Raw genomic sequence first — 16,566 nt, forward strand, 5'->3', positions numbered from 1 at the left:
GGTGACTCCTGTCAGGCGGTGGTGGTGCGTGCCGCTGCGGCGATCGCGTCGCCGATCTCGGCCGTGCGGCGGTGCGTTGTGCCCCGGCCGGCGAGGTCGGCCTCGACCGCCCGCGTCACGACCGCCGCGAGGTCACCGCGACCGATGTGGTCGAGGAGCAACGCGACGGACAGGATCGCGGCCGTCGGGTCGGCGAGCTGCTGGCCTGCGATGTCCGGCGCGGAACCGTGGACCGGCTCGAACATGCTGGGGAAGGTGCCGTCCGGGTTCAGGTTCCCCGAGGCCGCCAGACCGATGCCGCCGCTGATCGCGCCGGCGAGGTCGGTGATGATGTCGCCGAACAGGTTGTCGGTGACGATGACGTCGAACCTACCGGGTTCGCGGACCATGTGGATCGTCACGGCGTCGACGTGCTGGTAGTCGACCGTGACGTCGGGGTGCTCCTCGGCCACCGCGGCGACCGTGCGCTGCCAGAGCGATCCGGCGTGCACGAGGACGTTGCTCTTGTGCACGAGCGTCAGGTGCTTCCGCGGCCGACGCTCGGCCAGGTCGAACGCGTACCGGACCACGCGCTCGACACCGTGCGCGGTGTTGAGCGAGACCTCGGTCGCGATCTCGTGCGGCGTCCCGACCCGGATCGCGCCGCCGTTGCCGACGTAGGGGCCCTCGGTGCCCTCGCGGACCACCACGAAGTCGACCTCGCCCGGGTCGGCGAGCGGACTCGCGACCGAGGAGTACACCGTCGTCGGGCGCAGGTTGACGTAGTGGTCGAACGCGAACCGGAGCTTCAGGAGCAGGCCGCGTTCGATGATGCCGCCGGCGAGCCGCGGGTCGCGCGGGTCGCCGCCGACGGCGCCGAGCAGGATCGCGTCGTGCTCGGCGAGGGCGGACATGTCGTCGTCGGTCAGGACGTCGCCGGTCTCGAGGTACCGGGTCGCGCCGAGCGAGAACGCGGTCTCCTCGACGACGAGGTCGTCCGGCAGCACCGCGTGCAGGACCTTCAGCGCCTCGTCGACGACCTCGGGACCGATCCCGTCGCCGCGGACGACCGCGAGCTTGAGCGACTGTGCCATGTCTCGCCACTCCCCTACAGCGTGATGTCGATCTCGCGGAGCGAGGTCGCGTCGATGGTGGACCGGACGTGCTCGAGGATCTCGGCGGGCACCGGCGAGTCGACGGTCAGGACGCTGAGCGCCTGGCCACCGGCTTCGCGGCGGGAGATCTGCATCGCGGCGATGTTGATGCCCGCCTCGCCGAACTCCTTGCCGTAGACCGCGACGATGCCCGGGCGGTCGGTGTAGACCATCACGACGTGGTGCGACTCGAGGGCGACCTCGACGTCGTGGCCGTTGATCTCGACGAGCTTCTCGACCTGCTTCGGGCCGGTCAGGGTGCCGGAGACGCTGATCGCCGGGCCGTCGGACTGGGCGCCGCGGATCGTGAGCACGTTGCGGTACTCCGGGCTGTCCGCGTCGGTGATGAGCCGCACGGTGACCCCGCGCTGCTCCGCGATGAGCGGTGCGTTGACGTAGGACACCTGGTCGCTGACGACGTCCGTGAACACGCCCTTGAGCGCCGCGAGCTTGAGGACGCTGACGTCGTACTGCGCGAGCTCGCCGTGGACCTCGACGTCGATGCTCGTGACCGGCGAGGTCGCGAGGCCGGTGAAGACCTGGCCGAGCTTCTCCATCAGCGGGATGCCCGGGCGGACGTACGGGTCGATGACACCACCGGCGACGTTCACGGCGTCGGGGACGAGCTCGCCGCCGAGCGCCAGGCGCACGGACTTGGCGACCGAGACCCCCGCCTTCTCCTGCGCTTCGTCGGTCGAGGCGCCGAGGTGGGGCGTGACGACGACGTTCGGCAGCGCGAGGAGCGGCGAGTCCTTCGGCGGCTCGGAGACGAAGACGTCCAGGCCGGCGCCGGCGATCGTGCCCGCGGTGAGGGCGCGGTGCAGGGCGTCCTCGTCGATGAGCCCGCCGCGTGCGACGTTCACGACGAAGGCGCTCGGCTTCATGAGCGCGAACTGCTCGTCGGAGATCATGCCGACCGTCTCCGGGGTCTTCGGCATGTGGATCGTGGTGAAGTCCGCGCGGCGCAGGAGGTCCTCGAGCGACACGAGTTCGACGCCCAGCTGCTGCGCCCGGGCCGACGTGACGTAGGGGTCGTACGCGATGACCGAGACGCCGAACGCCTGCAGGCGCTGGGTGATGAGCGCGCCGATCCGGCCGAGGCCGATGATGCCGACGGTCTTCTCGTACAGCTCGACGCCCGTGTACGACGAGCGCTTCCAGGCCCCCGCGGCGAGCGACGCGTGCGCCGCCGGGATGTGCCGGGCCAGCGACAGGATGTGCCCGACGGTCAGCTCGGCCGCCGAGATGATGTTCGAGGTCGGCGCGTTGACGACCATCACACCGGCGGTCGTGGCCGCCTTGATGTCGACGTTGTCGAGGCCGACGCCGGCGCGGGCGACGACCTTGAGCTGCGGCGCGGCGGCGATCGCCTCGGCGTCGATCTTCGTGGCGGAGCGGACGAGCACGGCGTGCGCGTCGGCCAGGGAGGCCAGGAGGGCGGGTCGGTCGGTACCGTCCACGTTCCGGATCTCGAAGTCGGGCCCGAGGGCGTCGACGGTGGCGGGCGAGAGTTCTTCGGCGATCAGGACGACCGGCTTCGGCACAGCTGCAGTTCCTCACACGAGACGGGCGGTATCCCACCATCGTATCGACGCGAGCAGGCGGTTACGACCGTCCCGGTGGTCCGGTCCGGGACCACACGGCGGACGGGAGGATCGTGGCGGGCGTGCCACGAGCCTCCTGTCAGTGGGGTGGTCGCGTCAGAAGTCGAGGAGCCGGGGCACGAAGAGCTGGAGGTCCAGCCAGAGCGCACCCGCGGCAGCGAAGGCGACCACGAAGACGCCGACCGTCACGGCGAGACGCGTGCGGCGCGTCACCCAGAGGGCGACCGCGAACGCGACCGGCGCGATCGCGATGTCGAGGACCAACCACACCCACGGGGTGCTGCGCTGCAGCGAACCGCCGCCGGACGCGGACTCGAGGAACGTGTTGAAGGCGCGGACCGACTGCGAGACGGTCACCAGGTTCCCGACGCTCTGGACGGTCATGTAGGCGAAGAGGACGCCGAAGACGGCCCAGACGACGATCCGACCGACGAGGGGCGATGACTGCCGGCGCGTCGCCGGCGTGGCCGCGGTCACCCGAAGCTCCTGGTCATGAGGAACGGCCACGGGAACAGGACGGCGGCGCCGAGCAGCATCCAGAGGAGCCGCGTGCGGGTGCGACGGCCACGGGCCGCCCAGAGGACGACCGTGAACCAGAGCGCCGGCGCGACGATGGACAGGAACCGGAGGACCTCGACGAACACCGTCAGCAGGGTGTCGACGTTCGCCACGTACGACGTCGACGCCGTGAGGAGCCACGCGACCGTGTAGAGCAGGTAGAGCCCGCCGAACACGCCGAAACCGATCAGGGCGCCGGAGGTCTCGGGCGTCTCGGGGTCGCGGCCGCCACGGTCCTTGACCGCGACCGGGTTGTGGGCCGCGTCGACGTGGGTCGCGTCGTCGGCGTCGCCCCAGCTGAGGGCTTCGTCGTCGTCGCGGTCGACCGAGCCGTCGGGCGGGGAAGCTGCCGTGGTCATGGGGACGATTCTACGAGCCGTCGACGACCGCGGCCGCACCGCGGCGTCGTCAGACGTCGGCGGGCTGGGTCGCGAGGACCTCGGCGACGACCTCGCGCACGGCCGGGAAGAGCGGGTGGCTCTCCATCAGGCCCGTGAGGATCTCGGTGAGCGCGTGCGCGGTCGCGCCGGAGCGCAGGAGCGCGTGCAGCTCGATCGACTCGGGGTCGTTCTCGTCGTCGAACGCGAGCGCGGCGCGGACGGCACCGAGCAGGTGGTCGACCGGCAGGCCACGCTCGGCGAGCTGCGACGCGGGGCCGACGAAGCGCTCGCGACGGCCGAGCTTCCGGAGCGGGTTCCGCCCGACCCGGACGGTGGTGTCCGGGAGCAGCGGGTTCGCGATGCGGGTCAGGTTCGCGGCGACGTAGCGGGCGTGCTCGGCCGGGTCGAACCCGTGCTTCGCCACGAGCAGCGCGGTGGTCTCGGCGAGGACGCCGTCCACCTCGGCGCGGACGTCGCGGTCCTCGAGGGCCTCGCGGATGAGCCGGATCCCCCGGACGTAGCCGTGGTAGGCGGCCGTCGCGTGCGCGGTGTTCACCGTGTAGAGCTTGCGCTCGACGAACGGCTGCAGGTCGTCGACCCACGTCACGCCGTCGATCTGCGGCGGCTCGGAATCCGAGTCGGCGAACGGCGTCCGCTCGATGACCCACTCGTAGAACGGCTCGAGCACGACGTCGAGCCCGCCGGACTGGCCGAGCACGCCGGACTGGTCGGGGACGATCCGGTCGATCGCGCAGTTGGCGAAGACGGCGGCGATGTCGCGGTCCTCGAGGATCGGCGCACGACGGATGCTGGCGTGCAGGGAGTCGGTCGCGTTGAACGCGTTCTCGCAGGCGACGATCGTGACGTCACCGCGGTCGAGCGGCCGGGCGGCCAGGCCCTCGGCGATGACCGGGGCGACGAGCGGGAGCGTGCGGGCCCCGACGGCCGTGGTCACGACGTCGGCCTCCGCGATCGCCTGCACGACGCGGTCGCGGTCGGTCTTGCTGCTCAGCGCGTGGAAGCCGTACACGAGGTGCTCGACGGGCATCTCGCCGACCTCGTGCACCACGAAGCGGCCGGCCTCGTTGAGGGCCGAGACGACCCGGGCGTCGACGTCGACGAACGTGAGCTCGTAGCCGCTCGCGACCAGGAACTGGCCCACGAATCCGCGCCCGATCTTACCGGCGCCGATGTGGACCGCTCGCTTCGTCACCGCCATCCGTCGATCCTCGCATGTCGGGAGGACCGGTCGTGACCACTCCTCGTGGACGGCAGGGCCGTCGCGAGGGTGGTCACGGGGTCGGCGGGACCCGGCCGTCGGGCGGCGCGGGGACAGGTGGGGTACTGGTGCATGAGGTCCGTGTCACATCGCGAGGCGGCGGTGCAGTCGCACCGCCGCCTCGTCGTCGAGTGTGGTGTCCGCAGACTACCGCGCGGCGGAGCCGTCCACGTAGTCGGCGTCGTTCGACTTCCACGCGAACAGGGCGCGGAGCTCGCGGCCGGTCGCCTCGATCGGGTGGTTCTCGCCCTTCTCGCGCAGGGCCGTGAACTCCGGTGCGCCGGCGTCCTGGTCCGCGATGAAGCGCTTCGCGAAGGTGCCGTCCTGGATGTCCGCGAGGACGGCCTTCATGTTCTCCTTGACCTCGGGCGAGATCACGCGCGGGCCGGAGACGTAGTCGCCGAACTCGGCCGTGTCGGAGATCGACCAGCGCTGCTTCGTGAGACCGCCCTCCCAGATGAGGTCGACGATGAGCTTGAGCTCGTGCAGGACCTCGAAGTACGCGATCTGCGGCTGGTAGCCGGCCTCGGTCAGGGTCTCGAAGCCGTACTGGATGAGCTGCGAGGTGCCACCGCACAGGACGGCCTGCTCACCGAACAGGTCGGTCTCGGTCTCCTCGGTGAAGGTCGTCTTGATGCCGCCGGCGCGCAGGCCGCCGATCGCCTTCGAGTAGGACCACGCGAGGTCCCAGGCCGATCCGGACGCGTCGACCTCGACGGCCACGATCACGGGCACGCCGCGGCCGGCCTCGTACTCGCGGCGCACGGTGTGACCGGGGCCCTTCGGCGCGACGAGGGAGACGTCGACGCCCTCGGGGGCCTCGATGTAGCCGTAGCGGATGTTGAAGCCGTGGCCGAAGACGAGCGTGGCGCCCGGCTTGAGGTTCGGCTCGATGTCCTCGCGGTAGACGATGCGCTGGACCTGGTCCGGGGCGAGGATGACGACGACGTCGGCCCACTTCGTGACCTCGGCCGGGGTCTGCACGTCGAAGCCCGCCTCTTCCGCCTTCTGACGGCTCTTCGAGCCCTCCTTGAGGCCGATCTTGACCTCGACGCCCGAGTCGCGGAGGTTGAGGGCGTGGGCGTGGCCCTGCGAGCCGTAGCCGATGACGGCGACCTTCTTGCCCTGGATGAGCGTCAGGTCGGCGTCGGCGTCGTACACGATGTCAGTCACGAGGGTGTGTCTCCTTGGTTCTGGTGGTCTGGTGCGCGTGCTGGAGCGGTGTTCAGCGGACGCGGTCGGTGATGCTCTTCGGGCCGCGGCCCATGCCGAGCAGGCCGGCACGGGCGAGTTCCTTGATGCCGTACGGCTCGAGGACGCGGAGGATGGCCTGGATCTTGCCGGGGTCGCCGGTCACCTCGACCACGAGCGAGTCGGTCGCCACGTCGACGACCTGCGCACGGAAGAGGGTCACGGCCTCGAGGACCGCCGACCGGGTCTGGTTGTCGACCCGGACCTTGACGAGCATGTGCTCGCGCTGCACCGACTGCGAGAAGTCGAGCTCGACGATCTTGATCACGTTGACGAGCTTGTTCAGCTGCTTCGTGACCTGCTCGAGCGGCAGGTCCTCGACGTCCACGACGACCGTGATCCGACTGAGGCCCTCGACCTCGGTGTTGCCCACCGCGAGCGACTCGATGTTGAAGCCGCGACGGGCGAACAGCCCGGCGACGCGCGTCAGCAGACCCGGCTTGTCCTCGACGAGCAGGGAGAGGACGTGGCTCATGCGGGGTCTCCGGTCATGTCGGCGTCCTCGACGTCCCAGCTGGGCGCGTGGTCGCGGGCGTACTCGATCGAGGAGTTGCCGACCCCCTGCGGGACCATCGGCCACACCATGGAGTCACGGCTCACCACGAAGTCGATGACGACGGGGCGGTCGTTCGTCTCGAGGGCGAGCTTGATCGCGTCGTCGACCTGGTCGGCGCGCTCGACGCGGATGCCGAGGGCACCGTACGCGTCGGCGAGCTTCACGAAGTCCGGCACGCGACGGCTCTCGTGGCCGGTCTCGAGGTCGGTGAAGGAGTGCCGACCGTCGTAGAACAGCGTCTGCCACTGCCGCACCATGCCGAGCGACGAGTTGTTGATGACCGCGACCTTGATCGGGATGTCGTTGATGACGCAGGTCGCGAGTTCCTGGTTCGTCATCTGGAAGCAGCCGTCGCCGTCGATCGCCCAGACCACGCGGTCCGGCTCGGCGACCTTCGCGCCCATCGCCGCGGGGACCGAGTAGCCCATCGTGCCCGCGCCGCCCGAGTTCAGCCACGCGTGCGGCCGCTCGTACTTGATGAACTGCGCCGACCACATCTGGTGCTGGCCGACCCCGGAGGCGTAGACGGCCTCGGGCCCGGTGAGCTCGCCGATGCGGCGGATGATCGCCTGCGGGGCGAGGAGTCCGTCGGTCGGCTCGGCGTACCCGAGCGGGAAGTCCGTCCGGAGCTGCTCGAGCTTGGTCCACCACGCGCTCGTGTCGGCACGGTCCGCGGCGACGTCGCCCCAGGCCTCGAGCAGGTCGCCGAGGACCTCGCGGGCGTCGCCGACGATCGGCACGTCGGCGAACCGGATCTTCGAGATCTCGGCGGGGTCGATGTCGACGTGCACGACCTTGGCGTGCGGCGCGAACTCGTCGGCCTTGCCGGTCACGCGGTCGTCGAACCGTGCACCGAGGGCGATGATGAGGTCGCTGTCCTGCAGCCCGAGCACCGCGGGGACGGTGCCGTGCATGCCGGGCATGCCGAGGTGCTGCGGGTGCGAGTCGGGGAAGGCACCACGCGCCATGAGCGTCGTGACGACCGGCGCACCGGTGGCCTCGGCGAAGCGCAGCAGCTCGGCGGTCGCATCGGAGCGGACCACGCCGCCGCCGACGTACAGCACGGGACGCTCGGCCTCGGCGAGGAGCTGCGCCGCGGCGACGATCTGCTTGCCGTGCGCCTTCGTGACGGGGCGGTAGCCGGGCAGGTCGATCTTCGGCGGCCACACGTAGGGCGCCGACTTCTGCTGGGCGTCCTTCGTGATGTCGACGAGCACCGGGCCCGGACGACCGGTCGTGGCGATCTGGTGCGCGGCGGCGAGCGTCGCGGGGATGTCCGCCGGGTCGGTCACGAGGAACGAGTGCTTCGTGATCGGCATCGTGATCCCGACGATGTCGGCCTCCTGGAAGGCGTCCGTCCCCATCAGGGTCGAGAACACCTGCCCGGTGATCGCGATGAACGGCACCGAGTCCATGTAGGCGTCGGCGATCGCGGTGACGAGGTTCGTCGCACCGGGGCCGGACGTGGCGATCGCGACGCCGACCTTGCCGGAGGCCGAGGCGTACCCCTCGGCCGCGTGGCCGGCGCCCTGCTCGTGCCGGACGAGGATGTGCCGGATCGTCGTGGACGCCATGAGCTCGTCGTAGAACGGGATGATGGCGCCGCCGGGCAGGCCGAAGACGTCGGTGATCCCGAGGTGCTCGAGCGTCCGGAGGACGGCTCCCGAGCCGGTCAGGATCTCCGGCGACCGGCGTGCACAGGCGGCCGCGGACAGCGGAGTGGCTTCCGTGGGCATGAGGTGTTCCTTGCCTGGAGTGATGGCGGTGGTGCGGGTGTCGACGCTAGCCCGTGACCGCGCCCTTGGCGGCGGACTGGACGAGCTTCGCGAACTTCGCGAGGACTCCGCGGGTGTAGCGCGGGGGCAGCGGGGCCCAGCCTGCTCGGCGGGCCTCCAGCTCGGCGTCGTCGACCAGTAGGTCGAGCGAGCGAGCCGCGATGTCGACACGGATGCGGTCGCCATCGCGCACGAATGCCACTGGACCTGCGTCCACGGCTTCCGGTGCGATGTGGCCGATGCACAGGCCGGTTGTGCCGCCTGAGAATCGTCCGTCCGTCAACAGTAGTACATCCTTGCCGAGGCCCGCGCCCTTGATGGCGGCGGTGATCGCGAGCATCTCGCGCATGCCAGGGCCACCCTTCGGGCCCTCGTAGCGGATGACCACCACGTCGCCCTTCTGGATCTGTCCCTCGGTGAGGGCGTCCATCGCGGCACGCTCGCGGTCGAACACCCGCGCGGGGCCCTCGAACACGGCGGCGTCGAACCCGGCGGTCTTCACGACGGCGCCGTCCGGGGCGAAGGAGCCCTTGAGGATGGTCAGGCCACCGGTCTCGTGGATCGGGTTGTCGAGCTTCCGGAACACCTCGCCGTCGAGCTCCGGCGGGTCGATCTCGGCCAGGTTCTCGGCGAGGGTCTTGCCGGTGACGGTCATCACGTCGCCGTGCAGCAGACCGGCCTCGAGCAGCGCCTTCATGATCACCGGGATGCCGCCGTTGCGGTCGACGTCGACCATGACGTACTTGCCGAAGGGCTTCATGTCGGCCAGGTGCGGCACCTTCGAGCCGATGCGGTTGAAGTCGTCGAGGGTCAGCTCGACCTCGGCCTCGTGCGCGATCGCGAGCAGGTGCAGGACGACGTTGGTCGAGCCTCCCAGGGCCATGGCGACGGCGATGGCGTTCTCGAACGCCTCGCGCGTCAGGATCTGCCGGGCCGTCAGGCCGAGGCGGAGCATGTTGACGACGGCCTCGCCTGAGCGGCGCGCGTAGTAGTCACGGCGGCGGTCTGCGCTCGGCGGGGCAGCGGACCCCGGCAGCGACATGCCGAGGGCCTCGGCCACGCTCGCCATGGTGTTCGCCGTGTACATCCCGCCGCAGGCGCCCTCGCCCGGGACGATCGCGCACTCGATCTCCTTGAGCTCGGCCTCGGTCATGGTGCCGGCCTTGCACGCACCGACGCCCTCGAAGGAGTCGATGATCGTGACCTCCTTGAAGGAGCCGTCGGCCTGCTTCACGTAGCCCGGCATGACCGAGCCCGCGTAGAGGAAGACGCTCGCGAGGTCGAGGCGCGCGGCGGCCATGAGCATGCCGGGCAGCGACTTGTCGCAGCCGGCGAGGAGCACGGTGCCGTCGAGGCGCTCCGCGTTCACGACGGTCTCGACGCTGTCGGCGATGACCTCGCGCGAGACGAGCGAGAAGTGCATGCCCTCGTGGCCCATCGAGATCCCGTCGGAGACGGAGATGGTGCCGAACTGCAGCGGGTACCCGCCGCCGGAGTGCACGCCCTCCTTCGCGCCCTGCGCGAGGCGGTCGAGGGAGAGGTTGCAGGGGGTGATCTCGTTCCAGGAGGACGCGATCCCGATCTGCGGCTTGTCCCAGTCTGCGTCGCCCATGCCGACGGCCCGGAGCATGCCACGCGAGGTGGTCGCTTCGATCCCGTCGGTGACGACCCGGCTACGCGGCTTCACGTCGATGTCAGGCATGGTGCGAGTCTAGGACCGTTTGGGATACCAGCGGGACACGACCCGTCGGACGGGAGGCACGTGGCCGGGTCGTCAGCGCGTCGCGCGCAGACGCCCCAACTGCTTCAGGACGTCGGTGAGCGCGGCCGGGTCCGCCACGCGGTGGCCGGCGAGCGTGTCGCCCTCCCCCACCTTCACGCCCACGTCGCCGTCCCGGAGGACCCGGAAGGCGTCCTCGTCGGTGACGTCGTCGCCGGCGAAGAACACGGCGTCCGCGCCCCGCAGCTCGCGGAGCCGGTCGACGGCGTCGCCCTTGGTCACGTGCCGGACGGCGAACTCGAGGATGTCCTTGCCGCCGCGCTCGAGGACCTCCGGGTCGGCGCGGTGCGCGGCCTCGTGCGCAGCGGCGTTCGCCGCCGCGGCCACCTCGGCGCTCGCCCGGCGCGTGTGCACCCCGTGCCCGGCGGGCTTGTGCTCGACGACGACGTCCGGGAACCGTGCGCCCACCTCGTCGAGCGCCGCGCCGACACGGGCCACGCGGGCGTGCTCGTCCTCGGTCAGGGCGGCCTCGGCGTGCCCGTCGACCCGCCACTCGACGCCGTGCGACCCGACGAGCGCCATGTCCTCCGGCGCGTGCGACACCCGGGCGAGTCCCTCGAGCGGCCGTCCGGAGACGAGCACGACCTCGGTGTCGCGGGCGCGCTGCAGGGTCAGCACCGCCGCCCACGAGCCCGGGAGCGCACCGACCTGCGCGGGGTCGTCGGCGAACGGTGCGAGCGTGCCGTCGAAGTCGAGGGCGACGAGCAGTCGCGGCGCAGCCGCGAGCGTCTCGAGGGCCGACGACAGGGCGGTCGGGTCGGTCGACGGCTCAGGCACCACGTGCCTCCCGGGTGTCCTCGGCGGCGCGCGCGGTCTGCGCGTCCTGGTCGAAGATCGACGTCGTGTCCTGGAGCTGCTCGACGTGCTGGTCACCCGGGTCGGCGGCCGAGGGGTCGAGCTTGGCGCGGCTCGGCGCGTGCCGGTCGAGCGCCTCGAGGAAGGAGCGCGACCAGCGGGCCACGTCGTTCTCGCGGACGCGCTTCCGGAGCGCGCGCATGCGCGTCGACCGCTCGCGGCGGGGCATCTCGATCGCGCGCTGGATCGCGTCCTTCAGGGCGCCGATGTCGTGCGGGTTGACGATGACCGCCTGCTTCAGCTCGTCGGCGGCCCCGGCGAACTCGGACAGGATGAGGACGCCGTCGTTGTCCGAGCGGGTCGCGACGTACTCCTTCGCGACGAGGTTCATGCCGTCGCGGAGTGCGGTCACGAGCATGATGTCCGCGGCGAGGTACAGCGCGACCATCTCCTCGCGCGGGTAGCCGTGGTGCAGGTACGAGATGGGTTGGTGCCCGATCACGCCGAGGTCGCCGTTGATCCGTCCGACGGTCAGCTCGATCTCGTCGCGGAGCGCCGCGTACGTGTCCACACGCTCGCGGCTCGGGCTGGCGACCTGGACGAGCGTCGCGTCCTCGACCGCGACCCGGCCGTCCTCGATCAGCTCGCCGAACGCCTTGATGCGGTGCCGGATCCCCTTGGTGTAGTCGAGCCGGTCGACACCGAGCAGGACCGTCTTCGGGTTGCCGAGGCTCGCGCGGATCTCCTTCGCTCGCTCCTGGACCTCGGGTCGGTGCGCGATCGCCTCGAAGCTCTCGGCGTCGATCGAGATCGGGAAGTGCCGGGCCTCGACGTGGCGCACGGTGATGCCCTTGCGGCTCCGCGGTGCCGCCGGGTCGTCGACCGGGACGTCGATGGTCGAGCCCTTGGTCGTGTAGCCCTTGATGTGGCGGACCGCGCGGAGGAAGTCGCTCGCGTCGTCGTGCCGCTGGAACCCGATGACGTCGGCGCCGAGCAGCCCGTCGAGGATCTGCGCGCGCCACGGCAGCTGCGCGTAGATGCCGACCGGCGGGAACGGGATGTGGTTGAAGAAGCCGATCGTCAGGTCCGGACGGCGCTCCCGGAGCAGGGCCGGCAGGAGCTGCAGCTGGTAGTCCTGCACCCAGACGACGCCGTCCTGCTCGACGATCTCGACGATCTGGTCGGCGAAGCGCTCGTTGACCCGCTTGTACGCGTTCCACCAGTCGCGGTGGTAGCTCGGGTGCTCGATCACGTCGTGGTAGAGCGGCCAGAGGGTGTCGTTGCTGAAGCCCTCGTAGTACTCCTCGACGTCGTCGGCGCTCAGCGGCACCGGGACGATGTGGATGCCCTCGTTGTCGAACGGCGCCACCTCGACGTCCGGCTGCCCGACCCAGCCGACCCACGCACCGTCGTTCGCCCGCATCACCGGCTCGAGGGCGGTCACGAGGCCGCCCGGGGAGTGCCGCCAGCCCTCGTTGCCGTCCTCGTCGACGACACGGTCGACGGGCAGGCGGTTCGAGGCGACGACGAACGCGTAGCGGTCTGGGTCGGTGTCGGTGGGTGCTGCCATGAGGTGCTGGTCTCTCCGTTCCGCCCGGAAGGTGCGCCGGGGTGCGGAGCCGACGGTACCAGCGCGGGGTCAGGCGGTCCCCGGCCGGACGCCCGGTCGCCGCTGGCTAGGCTTCGCACATGGTCGTGACACGGGCGTGGCGGAACGGGAGTGCGGCGGAGCGGGACTTCCCGGTGGACCGCGTCTCGGACCTGCTCGAGCGGGACGACGACACCTTCGTCTGGGTGGACCACACCGAGCCCGGGCCGGAGGACCTGCGACACGTCGAGGACGAGCTCGGGATCCACGCGCTCGCGCTCGAGGACGCCCTCGAGCCGGGGCAGCGCCCGAAGCTCGACCGGTACCGGCAGAGCCTGTTCCTCGTGGTCTACGACGTCGACGGCATCGACGACGACGGCGAGCTCGTGACGCACGAGGTGAAGGCGTTCGTCAGCCGGCGCGCCCTCGTCACGATGCACGGACCGGACGTCGACATGGCCGCGGTCGAACGACGGCTCGACGCCAACGCCGACGTGTGCGACCACGGGGTGCCCTGGCTCGTGTGGGGGCTCCTCGACGCGGTCGTCGACCACGCCACGGTCACCGTCGAGGACATCGAGGCGCGGATCGAGGCGCTCGAGGACGACCTGTTCGAGCACGGCAACCCCCGCGAGCAGCAGATCCAGCGGCGGTCGTTCCGGCTCCGGAAGGCGCTCGGCGTCCTCCGGCGCCAGGTCGTCCCGACCCGGGACAGCGTCGCGTCCTTCCTGCACGGCGACGCCGAGTCGATCCAGGACGGCATCCGCCCGTACTTCCGGGACGTCGAGGACCACCTGGTCTCCGTCGCGGACTCCGTCGACCAACTGCGTGACGCCGTGTCGAGCGTCCTCGACACGAACCTCAACCTGGCGTCGAACCGGCAGAACACCGTGATGAAGAAGGTGACGAGCTGGGCGGCGATCATCGCGATCCCGACGGCGATCACGGGCTTCTTCGGGCAGAACGTGACGTTCCCGGGCGAGGGGCACTGGAGCGGGCTCGCCGCGTCCGTCTCGCTGATCCTGGCGACGTCGCTCGTGCTCTACCGGGTGTTCAAGACGAAGGACTGGCTGTAGCCCGGGTCAGATCTGCAGCGCGAGCACCCCGGCGACGACGGTGAGCGGTGCGACCACGCAGCCGAGCGCCATGTAGCGCCCCCACGACAGGTGCACGCCCTCGGACGCGAGCCGCGCGTGCCAGAGCAGCGTCGCGAGCGACGCCCACGGCGTGATGAGGCAGCCGGCGTTCACGCCGACGAGCAGCGCCGCGTAGCGCAGGGCCTCGTGCCCCGCTGCCGGCTCGAGCACCAGGTACGCCGGCAGGTTGTCGATGGCGTTCGCCGCGACCGCACCGGCGCCGCCGAGCAGCAGGAGCGAGCCCGTCCCGGTGCCGCCGGACAGCGCGTGCACGACCGGGTCGGTCAGGCCCGTGGTGTGCAGCGTCTCCACGACGACGAACAGCCCCGCCGCGAACAGCAGCGTCGACCACGGCACACGGGACGGCCGGAGCTCGGACGGCGCACGGAAGGCCGCGACGACGACGAGCAGCACCGCCGCCGCGAGCGCCGCGATCCACACCGTGACGCCGGCGGTGAGCGCGACGACGAGGGCGACGAGCACGACGGACGCGGCCCAGAAGAACACCGGGTCCCGCGGGCGCCGGACCTCGACCGGGGTGTACCGGCCGAAGAGCTTGCCGCGGAACACGACGAGGAGCACGGCGCACGGCACGACGACCCCGGCGAGCGCCGCCCACACCATGAGCCCGGCGAACGGGATCGGTCCGTCGAGCCCGATCTTGTCGACCGCGAGCAGGTTCGTCAGGTTGGACACCGGCAGCAGCATCGACGCGGTGTTCGCGAGCCAGACGGTCGTCAGGGCGAACGGCATCGGGGGCAGGCCGACCCGGCGGGCGAGCGCGATCACGATGGGCGTCAGGAGCACCGCGGTGGTGTCGATCGACAGGAACACGGTGCAGACGACCGCGAGCACGACCACGGACACCCACAGGCCGATCGTGCGGCCACCGCCGACGCGCGCGGCGAGGTCGGCGAGCCGGTCGAAGACGCCCGCGTCGGCCGCGAGCTCGGACACGACGGTCAGCCCGAGCACGAACGCGAGCACCGGGACGACACGCTCGGCGAGGGTTGCGAGGTCGGGCAGGGGCAGGAGGCCGAGGACGACGCACACGGCGCCGACCACGAGCAGCACTCCCCCGATGACGGCCTGACGCACGGTGACTCCTCGACGCTCGGGCCGGGCAGGGCGACCGGCGGCGCTCCAATGTAGCGGCCGGTAGCGTGGCGGGGACGACCAGAGGAGGAACCGGTGCGGAAGTTCATGTTCAGCGGTGCGGTGTGGAGTTCGATCATCAGCGGCTACAGCGTGGTGCAGACGACGCGGCAGGGGCCGCGGGACTGGCGCCTCGCGCTCACGTGGATCGCGTGGCTCGCGACGACGATCGTCGCGCTCGGCACGGTCGTCGAGGACGACCGCGCGGTGAAGGCGCGTCAGCGCTAGGTCGCCAGCGCGACCACCCATCGGACGGGAGGCACGGTGTCGGCTGGCACCCCTCCCTCGCAGGCTCGGTCGGCGCGCCCCGCGTGACGCTGGCGCGTCACCGCTGAGCGGGGCGCGCCCATCCGTCGTGTGGTCGCGTCCCTCAGCGCGCGGGCGGGACGTCCTCCGGGCGGATGCCGGACGTCTGGATCGGTCCGGTGAAGAGCGCGGAGCGCTCGTCGCCCTCGCGGAAGAGCGAGGCGTCCTGCTCCTCGGTGCGCGGTCGGGCCTTGCCGACCGCCTCCCGGCCCTGCGTGACCTGCACGCGCTGCCGCGGGAGCGCGTCCGGGTGCTCGCGCTGCACCCACTCGACCATCTCCTCGCGCACGTAGCAGCGCAGGTCGAACAGGCCGCCGGCGTCCCGGGCACTGACGAGGATGCGCACGCGCACCAGGCCGCCGACCGCCTCGGTGACCTGCAGTACCTTGGTGCGGCCGTCCCAGATCGTCGACGTGCCGAGGATCCGGTCGAGCTCGGTGCGCATCTCGGTCGGGCTGATCCGCCAGTCGAGGTCGAACTCGACGGCGCCGAGGAGCTCGCTACCCGTACGGGTCCAGTTCTCGAAGGGCGTGCTCGTGAAGTACGTCGACGGCAGCACGAACCGGCGGTCGTCCCAGAGGTGCACGACGACGTAGGTGAGGGTGATCTCCTCGATGCGCCCCCACTGCTGCTCGACGACCACGACGTCGTCCACGCGGATCGACCCGGAGAACGCGAGCTGCATCCCGGCGAACACGTTGCCCAGGGTCGACTGCGCCGCGAGGCCCGCGACGACCGAGATGAGCCCCGCCGAGGCGAGGACGCTCGCACCGGCGGCCTCGACCCCGGGAAAGGTCAGGAGGATGGCGCCGACCGCGATGATCACGAGGACCGCGACCGTGAGCCGTCGGATGATGAGGACCTGCGTGCGGATCCGCCGGGCGACGCGGTTGTCCGGGACGTCGACGCGGTAGCGGTGCAGGCCGAGGTCCTCGAGGAAGATCGCGATCTCGCAGGCGAGCCAGCAGCCCACCGCGATCGTGACGATGAGGAACGCGTGGGAGACCTCGTCGCGCCACGGGTACGCCTCAGCGTTCCGCGGCACGCTCGCCGCGAAGGCCGCCCAGGTCAGTGCCACGAGGAGCATCGATCGGAACGGGTGCTTCGTGCGTCGGGAGAGCACGGCGGCCCAGCGTTCCCGTCGGGCGATCGTCCGGAGCACGAGGTGCAGGACGAGCGCGGCGGCGGCCGTCACGAGCAGGGCGATCCCGATCGCGACCAGGAGTCGGAGGAGGGTGTCCATCGGTCCATGCTGTCCGGTCCCCCACCG

15 protein-coding genes are annotated in these 16,566 nt (G+C 71.1%); 2 read left to right on the top strand and 13 right to left on the bottom strand.

Translation table 11 applies throughout. The annotated features are described in order from the left end of the window. Positions 1–11: 11 nt before the first annotated feature. The 11 genes from FB462_RS11755 to otsA all read right to left on the bottom strand — a co-directional run bounded on the left by FB462_RS11755 (position 12) and on the right by otsA (position 12,681). Positions 12–1,073: a 3-isopropylmalate dehydrogenase gene (locus FB462_RS11755; RefSeq protein ID WP_058742991.1), complete on the bottom strand. Its 1,062-nt coding sequence runs from the start codon at positions 1,071–1,073 to the stop codon at positions 12–14. 14 nt (positions 1,074–1,087) lie between these two features. After that, entirely contained in the window at positions 1,088–2,677 is a 1,590-nt protein-coding gene (gene serA / locus FB462_RS11760; protein ID WP_058742971.1) for a phosphoglycerate dehydrogenase, read from the bottom strand. Between the two features lie 156 nt (positions 2,678–2,833). Then, positions 2,834–3,214, bottom strand: a complete 381-nt coding sequence (locus FB462_RS11765; RefSeq protein ID WP_058742972.1) for a hypothetical protein — start codon at positions 3,212–3,214, stop codon at positions 2,834–2,836. Beyond that, complete coding sequence (locus FB462_RS11770; RefSeq protein WP_058742973.1) at positions 3,211–3,654, bottom strand: hypothetical protein; 444 nt, start codon at positions 3,652–3,654, stop codon at positions 3,211–3,213. Before FB462_RS11770 ends, FB462_RS11765 begins: the two co-directional genes overlap by 4 nt. A gap of 49 nt (positions 3,655–3,703) precedes the next feature. Beyond that, positions 3,704–4,894 (bottom strand): mannitol-1-phosphate 5-dehydrogenase, encoded by a 1,191-nt coding sequence (locus FB462_RS11775; protein WP_058742974.1) that lies wholly within the window; start codon positions 4,892–4,894, stop codon positions 3,704–3,706. 207 nt (positions 4,895–5,101) lie between these two features. After that, positions 5,102–6,127 carry a ketol-acid reductoisomerase gene (gene ilvC, locus FB462_RS11780; RefSeq protein ID WP_058742975.1) on the bottom strand — a complete coding sequence of 342 codons (1,026 nt, stop codon included), beginning with the start codon at positions 6,125–6,127 and terminating at the stop codon, positions 5,102–5,104. Between the two features lie 52 nt (positions 6,128–6,179). Beyond that, complete coding sequence (gene ilvN / locus FB462_RS11785; RefSeq protein WP_022904394.1) at positions 6,180–6,680, bottom strand: acetolactate synthase small subunit; 501 nt, start codon at positions 6,678–6,680, stop codon at positions 6,180–6,182. Continuing rightward, positions 6,677–8,497 carry an acetolactate synthase large subunit gene (locus FB462_RS11790; RefSeq protein WP_141862057.1) on the bottom strand — a complete coding sequence of 607 codons (1,821 nt, stop codon included), beginning with the start codon at positions 8,495–8,497 and terminating at the stop codon, positions 6,677–6,679. Before FB462_RS11790 ends, ilvN begins: the two co-directional genes overlap by 4 nt. 46 nt (positions 8,498–8,543) lie before the next feature. Next, positions 8,544–10,238, bottom strand: a complete 1,695-nt coding sequence (ilvD, locus tag FB462_RS11795) for a dihydroxy-acid dehydratase (protein WP_058742977.1) — start codon at positions 10,236–10,238, stop codon at positions 8,544–8,546. A gap of 72 nt (positions 10,239–10,310) precedes the next feature. Further along, the gene (gene otsB, locus FB462_RS11800) at positions 10,311–11,093 is read right to left on the bottom strand and encodes a trehalose-phosphatase (RefSeq protein WP_229666626.1); all 783 of its coding nucleotides are present in this window, start codon (positions 11,091–11,093) and stop codon (positions 10,311–10,313) included. Then, on the bottom strand, positions 11,086–12,681 hold the full coding sequence (gene otsA / locus FB462_RS11805) for an alpha,alpha-trehalose-phosphate synthase (UDP-forming) (RefSeq protein ID WP_114851531.1): 1,596 nt from the start codon (positions 12,679–12,681) through the stop codon (positions 11,086–11,088). The genes otsB and otsA overlap by 8 nt, the downstream gene beginning before the upstream one ends. Before the next feature lie 119 nt (positions 12,682–12,800). Here otsA and FB462_RS11810 point away from each other — a divergent pair, with 119 nt between their 5' ends. Continuing rightward, positions 12,801–13,775, top strand: coding sequence for a magnesium transporter CorA family protein (locus FB462_RS11810; RefSeq protein ID WP_114851532.1), 975 nt, complete (start codon positions 12,801–12,803; stop codon positions 13,773–13,775). A 6-nt stretch (positions 13,776–13,781) separates the two neighbouring features. On the opposite strand, the gene FB462_RS11815 is transcribed toward FB462_RS11810, so the two are convergent. Further along, on the bottom strand, positions 13,782–14,933 hold the full coding sequence (locus FB462_RS11815; RefSeq protein WP_141862061.1) for an SLC13 family permease: 1,152 nt from the start codon (positions 14,931–14,933) through the stop codon (positions 13,782–13,784). Positions 14,934–15,026: 93 nt separating this feature from the next. Between FB462_RS11815 and FB462_RS11820 the strand changes: the two genes are divergently transcribed. Continuing rightward, positions 15,027–15,218 carry a hypothetical protein gene (locus FB462_RS11820; protein ID WP_058728987.1) on the top strand — a complete coding sequence of 64 codons (192 nt, stop codon included), beginning with the start codon at positions 15,027–15,029 and terminating at the stop codon, positions 15,216–15,218. Between the two features lie 142 nt (positions 15,219–15,360). Here FB462_RS11820 and FB462_RS11825 read toward each other — a convergent pair whose 3' ends face one another. Further along, positions 15,361–16,539: a mechanosensitive ion channel family protein gene (locus FB462_RS11825; protein ID WP_141862063.1), complete on the bottom strand. Its 1,179-nt coding sequence runs from the start codon at positions 16,537–16,539 to the stop codon at positions 15,361–15,363. Positions 16,540–16,566: the final 27 nt, after the last annotated feature.

It is taken from the genome of Curtobacterium citreum (genome assembly GCF_006715175.1).
In the GTDB taxonomy this organism is placed as follows: Bacteria; Actinomycetota; Actinomycetes; order Actinomycetales; family Microbacteriaceae; genus Curtobacterium; species Curtobacterium citreum.

What these genes read in the sequence shown, in the direction of transcription:
- otsA (WP_114851531.1), bottom strand. Translation starts at nt 12,681, where the DNA reads ATGGCAGCACCCACCGACACCGACCCAGACCGCTACGCGTTCGTCGTC.
- FB462_RS11755 (WP_058742991.1), bottom strand. Translation starts at nt 1,073, where the DNA reads ATGGCACAGTCGCTCAAGCTCGCGGTCGTCCGCGGCGACGGGATCGGT.
- ilvD (WP_058742977.1), bottom strand. Translation starts at nt 10,238, where the DNA reads ATGCCTGACATCGACGTGAAGCCGCGTAGCCGGGTCGTCACCGACGGG.
- FB462_RS11810 (WP_114851532.1), top strand. Translation starts at nt 12,801, where the DNA reads ATGGTCGTGACACGGGCGTGGCGGAACGGGAGTGCGGCGGAGCGGGAC.
- FB462_RS11775 (WP_058742974.1), bottom strand. Translation starts at nt 4,894, where the DNA reads ATGGCGGTGACGAAGCGAGCGGTCCACATCGGCGCCGGTAAGATCGGG.
- ilvN (WP_022904394.1), bottom strand. Translation starts at nt 6,680, where the DNA reads ATGAGCCACGTCCTCTCCCTGCTCGTCGAGGACAAGCCGGGTCTGCTG.
- FB462_RS11770 (WP_058742973.1), bottom strand. Translation starts at nt 3,654, where the DNA reads ATGACCACGGCAGCTTCCCCGCCCGACGGCTCGGTCGACCGCGACGAC.
- FB462_RS11790 (WP_141862057.1), bottom strand. Translation starts at nt 8,497, where the DNA reads ATGCCCACGGAAGCCACTCCGCTGTCCGCGGCCGCCTGTGCACGCCGG.
- FB462_RS11825 (WP_141862063.1), bottom strand. Translation starts at nt 16,539, where the DNA reads ATGGACACCCTCCTCCGACTCCTGGTCGCGATCGGGATCGCCCTGCTC.